Annotated in this window: 12 protein-coding genes; 7 read left to right on the top strand and 5 right to left on the bottom strand. The window is 53.9% G+C overall.

Annotated elements, in window-relative coordinates:
• The coding region (locus ABF979_RS13085) for a zinc-binding dehydrogenase (protein WP_415560290.1) at positions 1-838 on the top strand (838 nt) is incomplete at its 5' end.
• A 17-nt stretch (positions 839-855) separates the two neighbouring features.
• On the top strand, positions 856-1,416 hold the full coding sequence (locus ABF979_RS13090) for a carbonate dehydratase (protein ID WP_062027819.1): 561 nt from the start codon (positions 856-858) through the stop codon (positions 1,414-1,416).
• 294 nt (positions 1,417-1,710) lie between these two features.
• Here ABF979_RS13090 and ABF979_RS13095 read toward each other — a convergent pair whose 3' ends face one another.
• The 3 genes from ABF979_RS13095 to ABF979_RS13105 form a co-directional block, all read right to left on the bottom strand.
• On the bottom strand, positions 1,711-2,013 hold the full coding sequence (locus tag ABF979_RS13095) for a hypothetical protein (RefSeq protein WP_063904072.1): 303 nt from the start codon (positions 2,011-2,013) through the stop codon (positions 1,711-1,713).
• A 9-nt stretch (positions 2,014-2,022) separates the two neighbouring features.
• Entirely contained in the window at positions 2,023-2,871 is an 849-nt protein-coding gene (locus ABF979_RS13100; protein WP_211573283.1) for an MOSC domain-containing protein, read from the bottom strand.
• A gap of 181 nt (positions 2,872-3,052) precedes the next feature.
• The gene (locus ABF979_RS13105; protein WP_077804061.1) at positions 3,053-3,229 is read right to left on the bottom strand and encodes a transposase; all 177 of its coding nucleotides are present in this window, start codon (positions 3,227-3,229) and stop codon (positions 3,053-3,055) included.
• Positions 3,230-3,444: 215 nt separating this feature from the next.
• Here ABF979_RS13105 and ABF979_RS13110 point away from each other — a divergent pair, with 215 nt between their 5' ends.
• The 3 genes from ABF979_RS13110 to ABF979_RS13120 all read left to right on the top strand — a co-directional run bounded on the left by ABF979_RS13110 (position 3,445) and on the right by ABF979_RS13120 (position 5,371).
• A complete protein-coding gene (locus ABF979_RS13110) occupies positions 3,445-4,155 on the top strand; it encodes a TetR/AcrR family transcriptional regulator (RefSeq protein WP_063904070.1) in 711 nt (236 codons plus the stop codon).
• Positions 4,152-5,060: an SDR family oxidoreductase gene (locus tag ABF979_RS13115; protein WP_077804063.1), complete on the top strand. Its 909-nt coding sequence runs from the start codon at positions 4,152-4,154 to the stop codon at positions 5,058-5,060. The genes ABF979_RS13110 and ABF979_RS13115 overlap by 4 nt, the downstream gene beginning before the upstream one ends.
• A 65-nt stretch (positions 5,061-5,125) precedes the next feature.
• Positions 5,126-5,371, top strand: coding sequence for a ferredoxin family protein (locus tag ABF979_RS13120; RefSeq protein WP_198150540.1), 246 nt, complete (start codon positions 5,126-5,128; stop codon positions 5,369-5,371).
• Between the two features lie 156 nt (positions 5,372-5,527).
• On the opposite strand, the gene ABF979_RS13125 is transcribed toward ABF979_RS13120, so the two are convergent.
• Positions 5,528-6,457, bottom strand: coding sequence for a LysR family transcriptional regulator (locus ABF979_RS13125; protein ID WP_063904067.1), 930 nt, complete (start codon positions 6,455-6,457; stop codon positions 5,528-5,530).
• A gap of 77 nt (positions 6,458-6,534) precedes the next feature.
• On the opposite strand from ABF979_RS13125, the gene ABF979_RS13130 reads away from it, so the two are divergent.
• Both ABF979_RS13130 and ABF979_RS13135 read left to right on the top strand, forming a co-directional pair.
• Positions 6,535-7,479 carry an MBL fold metallo-hydrolase gene (locus ABF979_RS13130; RefSeq protein WP_077804064.1) on the top strand — a complete coding sequence of 315 codons (945 nt, stop codon included), beginning with the start codon at positions 6,535-6,537 and terminating at the stop codon, positions 7,477-7,479.
• The gene (locus ABF979_RS13135) at positions 7,476-8,441 is read left to right on the top strand and encodes an alpha/beta hydrolase (RefSeq protein ID WP_077804065.1); all 966 of its coding nucleotides are present in this window, start codon (positions 7,476-7,478) and stop codon (positions 8,439-8,441) included. Before ABF979_RS13130 ends, ABF979_RS13135 begins: the two co-directional genes overlap by 4 nt.
• Before the next feature lie 134 nt (positions 8,442-8,575).
• Here the strand turns inward: ABF979_RS13135 and ABF979_RS13140 are convergent.
• Positions 8,576-9,487 (bottom strand): GlxA family transcriptional regulator (locus tag ABF979_RS13140; protein WP_415560295.1); only part of this gene is annotated, 912 nt, incomplete at its 5' end.

Genomic DNA, 9,487 nt, shown 5'->3' on the forward strand with positions numbered 1-9,487 from the left:
CCGCGAGACACAGGCGCTCGGGCTGATGCCCGACGGCACCAGCCGTTTTTCATATAAGGGCCGCCAGATCTTTCATTACATGGGCACCAGCACGTTCAGCGAGTACACCGTGCTGCCCGAAATTGCCGTGGCGAAGATCACCAAAGAGGCGCCGCTTGCGAAAGCCAGCGTCATGGGGTGCGCCGTCCCGACAGGTATGGGAGCCGTGCGGAACGCCGCGAAAGTGGAAGCGGGATCGACTGTGGCCGTCTTTGGTCTCGGTGCGATCGGCATGGCCGTCATTCAGGGGGCTGTCATGGCCGGTGCTGCAAGGATCATCGGCATCGACACCAATCCGGCGAAGTTCCTGCTGGCCCGAAATCTGGGGGCGACCGATCTCGTCAATCCGACCGATCATACCGATCCAATCCAGAAAGTTATCGTGGAGATGACGGGTGGCGGCGTGGATTATTCCTTTGAGGCGATCGGTCGGGTCGATGTCATGCGAGCGGCCCTTGAGTGTTGCCATAAAGGCTGGGGTGAATGCACAGTCATCGGTGTCGCTGGGGCTGGCGAGGAGATCTCGACGCGGCCTTTCCAGCTGATCACGGGACGGGTCTGGCGGGGCACGGCCTTTGGGGGGGTAAAAGGGCGTTCGCAGTTACCCGGTATGGTCGATGAATGGCTAGCGGGGAAGTTTAGCGTTGACCCTTACATCACCCACAACATGACTCATGATCGGATCAATACGGCATTTGACCTTCTGCATCGGGGAGAGGCCATTCGTTCTGTCATGCACTATCAGCCAGGCGAAACCCTGTCGAATAACCTGCCCGGCAAAATTCTGACCGATCTTTAAGGAGACGAAACGTGGCTATGCTGAGACCTAATCCACGTGGTGATTTTCCCGTGGTTTCTGAAAGCGCCTTTGTCGATCCGACCGCGATCCTGTGCGGTCATGTGATTGTCGAGGACAATGTGTTCATCGGTCCTTATGCTGTTATTCGTGCCGATGAAGCCGATGAAAATGGCCATGTCGAGCCCATCCTGATCGGGAGTGGATCAAACATTCAGGATGGTGTTGTCATCCACTCGAAAGACGGCGCGGCCGTGACGATCGGGTCGCGCACGTCCATTGCACATCGCTCGATCATTCACGGTCCCTGCGCTGTTGGAGACGAGGTATTCATTGGCTTCAATTCCGTGATCTTCAACTGCACGGTCGAGCGTGGCTGCGTTGTGAGGCATAATTCCGTTGTCGAAGACTGCGTCTTGCCGGAGCAGTTTTATATTCCGTCCACGACAACAATTCATTCGAATACAGATCTATTGACGATTACGCAGGTCACTCAGGATGCGACGGCATTTTCTGAGAGCGTCGCGGAGATGAATGTTAGTCTGGCACACTCCTATCGACGTATAGCCAATCAACTTTAAAACTTCCGTCAAGGGACGCAATTAAAGAGGTACGAACCAATTTTGGCTGAATGGGGACCTTATTCTCCTGGAAAAACCGGAGGGTTTTTAGAGCCCTCCGGTTTGTCGGTTCGGTGAACACCACGGGCGCCAGGAAATCCAGTTGGAACCGCATATCTGGCGATCATCTGCTAAGTGGACACTATCGTACCATGAGCAGTGGCCCACGAGGTTTTGCCTGACACGCCAGGATGTAGCCCGCCTTCTTGTCTGCCGCCGATAGACCGACTTCGCAACCGGTTGTGATGGTGCCTTTTATGAGCTTGACTTTGCAGTGTAGGTTGTGCCCGATAGCGAGAAGCTGATCGGATATTCCTTGGTGTCCGGCAGGTTATCTCCGTGCGACAGAACGCCGCCGAACGATTCACAGGCGATCCGTTCAGGTGAAGTCCCGAGTTCATCACACAATACAAGCGCCGCGGCGACCATAGCAACTGGGCCGCAAATACGCATATGATGATCGGCGATAAAACGGAAGGGAAGCCGTTCACCTACCAGCGGGCGTCGTCTGAACGAACGGATATCTGGCGTTTCGGCTCGCACGTGAATGATATACATGGTGCCCGCTCAGAATCCTGCGGGGCGTTTGTTTTCTTCCAACGCCGTGCATGCCGCTGCATTGTTATACGTTGTAACGATATCGTTCAGTGCGATCCTTGTGTTAACGCCGGTGCGTGCAGACCGAGTATTGATCGCTACACGAAAAAAATGATTAAAGCGCGCGGGATTAGACCATGCCGGCTGCGTCCGGCGCCTGTACTCTGCGAAGCGGCGGGCAAAAGCATTGTCTCTCTGACCAGTTAGCGGATCGCGAGACGGCACGACACAACGCTGACAGGGGTTTATTCCCAACCACTCTGTGCCACCAAGGTGAAACTCGACTTCGTCTCCAAGTCCTCCGAACAGTGCATCTTCCCAAAAAGCCGGGACGCCCCCGATCTCGATATTGGTCCGAAAGCGGGCCCGAACTTGCTCGACTGGCAACCCGAACCATATTCCAATCGCCTCTAGCGTCGCAACGCTGATGATAGTCGGACCAGGCGAATCCGTATCATCAGGATGTCCCGTAGTGGTATCCGCCCGAAGGTGGACTGGAAAACCGAAAAACCGACTTAGCCATGCCTCTATTGGTCTTGCAGTGCCATCAAGATTGAACAGAACAGTAGGCAGACCTCGACCAGAGTCATCTCGTAGGCTTACGGTCCGTTTATCAAGATCGAAACCAGCGCGGATGCGATGAATCTCTGCGTGGTTCTTGCCGTTAACCACACGCCCCTGTGCGTCAAATAGAGCCCAGCACCGGTCGTCTGCCAAGGCACCGCTAGTAAGAACCCGCGCATTTGTGACTTCCACCGGATCCAATGATTTAATCGGAAAGATCAGAATGCGGGAGATAAACGGAACCGATCTGGTCATTTTTCATAATCTCGCGAGGAAATTTCAGATGTTAGAAACTATGTTGGAGCGGCGGATCTAATACGTCATGGCAGCCTTGTTTTGAGGACTGTATTGGTGATTGCAATGAGACGCCGTACGATAGCGACGATCACCAGTTTGTGTGGTTTACCCGATTGTTTCATGGGTTTGGAAACATCTTTCAGAAGGGTTTATGGCACGCAGTTGCCAATCCTGCCTGAAACAGGGGCTGACGGAGAAATCTTCCTCCCCTTGAAATGACACGTTTTCTATGCATCACGCCATTGTCATGAGCCATTGGTGCAAGTCCGGCCATGGCAGAGGCTTCTGTTGCCAGAATACGATCAAGTCCTGGCATTTCAAACGGATAGTGTTTCTTTTTCTAACTGATCCTGGCCACTCGGCCCCTCTGTTCTGACGTCGACATCCAAGGCTTGAATCACATCAGACCGATTTTCCAAACAGACTCTCAAGCCGTCGATGCCCGCCCGAGCCTGATCTTATACGGAAAAATGGAATAAGCGCTTGAATATAAGTGAGCGTTCACTTACCTTACTTCCGTAAGGAGAACCCATGCCGACCTCACGCCGTTCCAGATTGTCCGCGACTGACCGCAAGCAGGCCATCCTGTCCGCTGCAGCTCCCATTTTCGCCCGGCTCGGTCGGGACGGTGCGACGACCAAGGAAATCGCCAGAGCCGCTGGTGTTTCCGAAGCTTTGCTTTATCGGCACTTTACCAGCAAGGACGTGCTTTATGCGGCGCTTGAAACTCACTGCGTTGAAGCGAATGCAGTTGGCAGCCGTATTCTCGCCGAGGCGACGCCTTCGACTGAAACATTGGTCATGGGTGTTGCCATACTCGTACACGCGGTGTTTCCCGGGATTGGCGATGCGCAGTCTCACGAAGACACCAAACGCCTTGTGACGGCCAGCCTGCTTGGCGATGGCCAGTTCGCAAAGGCGTTCCTCGACCAGCATGTAAAGCCGTGGGTCAGCGTTTTTTCGCAATCATTCAGGGCGGCTCAAGACGCGGGAGACGTCGAATCTGGCATTCATATCGGTCATGCAGAGATATGGTTCGTCCATCATCTAGCGAATACTTTGCATCTCATCAGCCTGCCCGACATCACGGTCGTTGAATACGGCATCACACGAGACAAGCTGGTCGAGAACACTATCCGGTTTCTGTTGCGCGGGCTCGGCCTCCAGAACGCCGTCATAGACCGGCATTACGACCCGAAAAAACTCAAGATGATCATTATATCAATGGATCAGAAAATATGATGGAACCGATCAGGACTATAGGCGTCATCGGTGCAACGGGGCGGCTTGGCGCGCCAGTTGCAGCGGAACTGGCAAAACATTTTCAGGTGAGGGCAATCGTTCGTTCGCCAGACAAAGCTCGGAGGATACTGCCGCCTAATGTCGAAATCGCCCAGGCAGATCTGCGGGACATTGCGGGGTTGCACAAGGCGCTCGACGGGGTGGATGCGCTCTATCTCAACCTTGCGACCGACACGGCGGATTTGACGCTTCCCTTCTACGAAGAGAGGGAGGGTGTGCGGAACTTGATGAGCGCCATCAAAGGGTTGAATATTAATTATATTGCTAAAATCGGTGCTCTGGGCGCCTATCCTCCCGCGCTCAACACTATCAGACATAACATCGTGCCCAATATTATTCGGATGGAAGGGCACAAAATCATCGCGGATTCCGGTATTCGTCATACGTTTTTCGCGCCGACCCATTTCATGGACCTGCTCCCAAATATGATCAGCGGTCGAGCGCTCCAGTGGATCGGGAATACACACATCAAAATCTGGTGGATCAGCTCCGCCGATTATGCGCGCTGGGTGATTGAGGCGTTTCAGAATCCTGAGGCAATGCCTGTACATTGCCCCGTACAGGGGCCGGAAGCGATCTCCGTCAGGCAGGCGCTGGAGCGGTTTGTCCGAAATTATGATCCGACACTTAAAATTCGCGTGGCTCCACTTTGGATCATGCGGATGATCGGTCTTTTTAATCCGAAAATGAAGTTCGTCGCGCATTTGTTTGCGTATTTCGGGGATCACGAAGATCCGTTCTATGCCGAAAAAATCTGGCAGGAACTGGGCAAGCCCACAACGACGCTCGAGATGTTCGCGCAGGAGCTGCGGCAAAGTCGGCATTTACAACAAGGCGCGAAATGAGCGGGTCAGGGAATAAAGCGATGATCACACCTAAATGTCTGAAAGACGGCCAAACAGGACGGGTCATGCCGGTCGTAGACTTTAATCGCTGTGAGGGAAAAGACGCCTGCGTCGCCGTATGTCCTTACGACGTGTTTGAAGTGCGCAAGATCGATCCGTCCGATTATCGCGATCTTTCATTTGTGGGCAAAATCAAGAGCTATGTCCACGGAGGGATGGTCGCCTATACCCCGCATGCTGATCAATGCCGTGCTTGTGGTTTGTGTGTGAAAGCATGTCCTGAGCGCGCAATCAAATTGGTAAAAATTTGACGTTCATACAAAGATGACTGCGCATTTTTTTCTATAATCAGAATTTCTGCTGATGTAAGTCGTCATGACTCCTCGTGCTTTGGGGAAGCTATGACAGCCTATCTCTTTCTGGAGAGATTTATCTGTCATAGCTATTTTGAGCGCCCATTAAAAATCTCACTTTACATGACTACCCAATACTGATGCGACAGCATCGCGCAGCCATACTGCGGCAGGATCACGATCACTCCGGGCTGACCAGATCATCGATACTGCCGGGATACGCAAGTTCAGTGGAACGGGACGGATCGTTAAACCGAAATGCGCGGCATGTTGCTGAGCGATCCGGCTGGGAAGCGTAGCCAGAACGGGGGCGGCTGCTGCGGCAGCAAGTGCCGTCAGAAAATCTGATGCAGCGAGGACCACGTTGAGTTCCTGACCAATCTGCATCAGTGCGTCTGACAGGCATCCCTGGATGTCATCTTTCAGCGTCATGAGAACATGGGGCAATGCAAGATAACGCTCAACCGTGATTGGAGCATCCGGATCGATCAGCTTCGGGTTGAAGCAGCAGACGAGAGACTGCTCATACAACGATACCCCACAATGGCGTTCCAAACCGAAATCAAAACACCCAACTGCGATATCCAGCGCCCCCGTATCCAGTAATGTATAGACCTCACTCCGAGGAGATCCACGTGACAGCAGTCGTATTCCAGGTGCATGCCGTTGCAAATAGGCCGTCAGTTTAGGCATCAGAAAGACTTCAAGTTCGGACGAAAAGCCGAAACGAAAGATGCGCTGTTCCGTCGCAGGATCAAATTGTTCCTCAGACATCAGGATGTGCTGAGCCTGCCTTAACAACTCCGCAACATGTGACGCCATGGTTGACGCTTTGGCGGTCGGTTGCATGACAGCACCGGTTCTGACGAGCACATCATCGTCCAGTAACATTCGGAGGGTGGCGAGTGCATGGCTCATTGCGGGTTGTTGAATGCGAAGGCGTCGTGCCGCCTTTGTGACGCTGCGTTCTGAAACGAGGGCGTCGAAAGCAATCAGAAGATTGAGATCGAAGGAACGAAGATTGAAATGATCAATGGGTTTCATATTTCAAATCGATTTGTATGATGTTTGCGCGCACCCTAACGTCTGATGCGACGTAAAACAATCGTATTGAGTCAATCATGGCAGCAGCTTTTCAAGTGGGTGACGCCCGTGTCACGCGTATTCCCGAACTTCATTGGGATAACGCGCGCCCTCACAAACTGTATCCGGATATCGACGCTGAGGCACTTGCAATATTCGGTCCGTATTTGACGCCAGGATCATTTAACCCCGTGACCGGTGGGCTCGCGCAGGGAACTCATGCGTGGCTTGTTCAGGTTTCTGGTCTCAATATCCTGGTTGATACCGCCACAGGAAACGACAAGCCGTTACCTGCCGCACCGGCACTGGATCATCTGCATACGTCGTTTCTCGAACATCTTGCAGCCGCAGGCGTACAACCGGAGCAGGTTGATACCGTTCTGCATACGCATATTCATGCCGATCATGTTGGATGGAATACGCGTTTGCACAACGGAAAATGGGTGCCGACCTTTCCGAAAGCCCGTCATGTTTTCTCAGTGATTGAGGCCCGATACGGCGCCAGCAATGACGGTATTGACCCTGCTCCAGACCTACCTCCAGAGATCTTAGGGCGCCCGGACCATCGCCCACTCCCACGTGTCTATACAGACAGCATGCTCCCCGTTATCGAAGCCGGGCTGGGAGAGGCGATTATCATCGACGGTCAAGATCTTCTTGCAGGTTTCTCTTTTCATCCGACCCCTGGGCACAGCATCGATCATGCCTCGATCCGGCTGCGGTCGGATGGTGAAGACGCGTGGTTTACAGGAGATGTCATGCACCATCCTCTGCAGGTTTATCGTCCGGATCTGCGGTCCGTTTACTGCGAATTCGTTCAGCCTGCCGAGCGCTCGCGGCAGTGGTTTCTTGGAGAAGCGGCTGAAAGCGGGAGTCTCTGCTTTACCAGTCATTTCGCGGAAACGGGTGCCGGATATGTCAGGCGTCGTCCAGAAGGTTTTGCATGGGAATTTGCGCAACTAAATGTAGGAGACGCCAGATGACAAATCTGCTTATGGAAAACCTGTTCATTCCGAGTGATACGGACAATATCTCGCTTCATCTGCGCCATAAACGACGTGCAGACATCCAGATATTTGGTTCACAGCGCACTATCTTGCTGATGCATGGCGCGACGTTGCCGGCAGAAAGTCTTTTCGATGTTCCTGTTGGGGAGGGGGCATTCATGGATGTTCTCTCGCGGGAAGGATTTGACGTTTATGCGCTCAACGTGCGGGGCTTCGGAGGATCAACGCGTCCTGATGGAATGGGAGGTGCACCTGAAGCTGCGCTGCCTCAGGTCAGGACCGAAACAGCAGTACGCGATCTGAGTACTGCTGTTGACTATCTTCTCGCAACGCTTGCCATCCCACGTCTTTGCCTGATCGGAATGTCCTGGGGTGGCACGGTTACCGGCGCATATACGGCTGCTCACAATGACAAGGTGGAGAAATTAACGCTGATTGCACCGCAATGGATCAATGACGGGGTTTCTCGTCTGGATCCGGGTGGTCCAGTGCCTGCTTATCGCCGCTTTAATGTTCAGGCATTTCGCCAGCGCTGGCTTGAAGGCGCACCTGAGCAGAAACGCGAAGAGATTCTGCCAGCAGGGTGGTTTGAACAGTGGGCCGCAGTTATTCTTGCGAGCGATCCCGCAGAGCAGGATGGAGTGATCCGGGCGCCTGCGGGTGTCATTCAGGATGTGCGTGACTACTGGTCCGCAGGGAAGGCGTTTTACAGTCCCGAAAAGATCACGGTCCCGGTTCTTCTGCTTCATGCTGAGTGGGATTTGGATGTAACTACTCAGCAGATGGGAAACCTGTTTCCACGTTTTCTCAATGCCCCGTATCGTCGCTGGACGGAGATTGGGGAAGGAACGCATATGGTGGTTATGGAGAGAAACCGATGGCAGGTGCTTGAAGAAATTCTGATCTTCCTGCGGACTGCCCCTCATTCAAAGGGTTAAATTCTAGGAAGTGTCCTGATCTGCCGCGTGTTTGACCTGTTCTAGCGGGATAGACGCGATCCATCATTGAAGTGGATCTCGTCGGGATTGCTTGCAAAACGAGCTGCTTTCTCGTCCAGGAAAAATGAGCACTCTCAGGTCGCCTCGGCCGCAGCATTTCGCCTGATAGCCTGAGGCGGCTGATGGAACTCCCGCAGGAAGGCGCGTCGCATCCGTTCGGGATCATGAAAGCCTGTCATGACGGCGATGGCTTCAATGGGGAGGGTAGATCTCTCCACCTGCTCGCGTGCGGCTTCGAGACGCAGTCGTTCGACTGCTTTTGCGGGGCTCATCCCCACCGCTGCCCGGAAACTGCGAGAAAAATTTCGGGGGCTCATGCCGGCCTGACTGGCCAGAATATCCACGGTCAGGCGCTGTTCCAGGTTGGACCGGATCCATCCCAACAGTTCGGCAAAGCGTTCCTGAGGGCTCGTCATCTCGAGGAGTGCCGAGAACTGGGACTGTCCTCCGGGACGGTGATAGAACACCACCATTTGCTGCGCCGTACGACGGGCAATATCGGCCCCAAGATCTTCGGCAATCAACGCCAGCGCCATGTCGATGCCAGCGCTGATCCCCGCAGATGTCCAGATCAGGCCATCATGAATATGAATGGCATCTGCCGAAACCCGGATTTTAGGGAACTGTGCTGCCATGGCCGGGGCTTGTTGCCAGTGTGTCGTCACACGACGGCCATCAAGCATGCCAGCTTCTGCCAGCAGGAAAGCCCCTGTACACACACTGCAGATACGTCGCGCATTTCTGGCCTGATGCCTGATAAAGTTCAGTAATTCTGGGCAGCTCATAGCCTGCCTGTGGCCTTCGCCTCCGACAACGATAAGCGTATCGAACGACCCTGCCGCCGCGAGCGGAACCGTCTTGATTGCCATTCCGGAAGACGACCGCACCAGACCACCATGGCGGGACAGGGGCGTCATCTCATACGGAGCCGCCCCAAATCCTCCGGCAATCTCGAAGGCTGCCGTCACTCCGGCAGCGTCGAGCAA

The organism is Gluconobacter sp. (assembly GCF_047723935.1).
Taxonomy (GTDB): Bacteria; Pseudomonadota; Alphaproteobacteria; order Acetobacterales; family Acetobacteraceae; genus Gluconobacter.

What these genes read in the sequence shown, in the direction of transcription:
- ABF979_RS13125 (WP_063904067.1), bottom strand. Translation starts at nt 6,457, where the DNA reads ATGAAACCCATTGATCATTTCAATCTTCGTTCCTTCGATCTCAATCTT.
- ABF979_RS13120 (WP_198150540.1), top strand. Translation starts at nt 5,126, where the DNA reads ATGCCGGTCGTAGACTTTAATCGCTGTGAGGGAAAAGACGCCTGCGTC.
- ABF979_RS13115 (WP_077804063.1), top strand. Translation starts at nt 4,152, where the DNA reads ATGATGGAACCGATCAGGACTATAGGCGTCATCGGTGCAACGGGGCGG.
- ABF979_RS13135 (WP_077804065.1), top strand. Translation starts at nt 7,476, where the DNA reads ATGACAAATCTGCTTATGGAAAACCTGTTCATTCCGAGTGATACGGAC.
- ABF979_RS13110 (WP_063904070.1), top strand. Translation starts at nt 3,445, where the DNA reads ATGCCGACCTCACGCCGTTCCAGATTGTCCGCGACTGACCGCAAGCAG.
- ABF979_RS13105 (WP_077804061.1), bottom strand. Translation starts at nt 3,229, where the DNA reads ATGCCAGGACTTGATCGTATTCTGGCAACAGAAGCCTCTGCCATGGCC.
- ABF979_RS13095 (WP_063904072.1), bottom strand. Translation starts at nt 2,013, where the DNA reads ATGTATATCATTCACGTGCGAGCCGAAACGCCAGATATCCGTTCGTTC.
- ABF979_RS13130 (WP_077804064.1), top strand. Translation starts at nt 6,535, where the DNA reads ATGGCAGCAGCTTTTCAAGTGGGTGACGCCCGTGTCACGCGTATTCCC.
- ABF979_RS13100 (WP_211573283.1), bottom strand. Translation starts at nt 2,871, where the DNA reads ATGACCAGATCGGTTCCGTTTATCTCCCGCATTCTGATCTTTCCGATT.
- ABF979_RS13090 (WP_062027819.1), top strand. Translation starts at nt 856, where the DNA reads ATGCTGAGACCTAATCCACGTGGTGATTTTCCCGTGGTTTCTGAAAGC.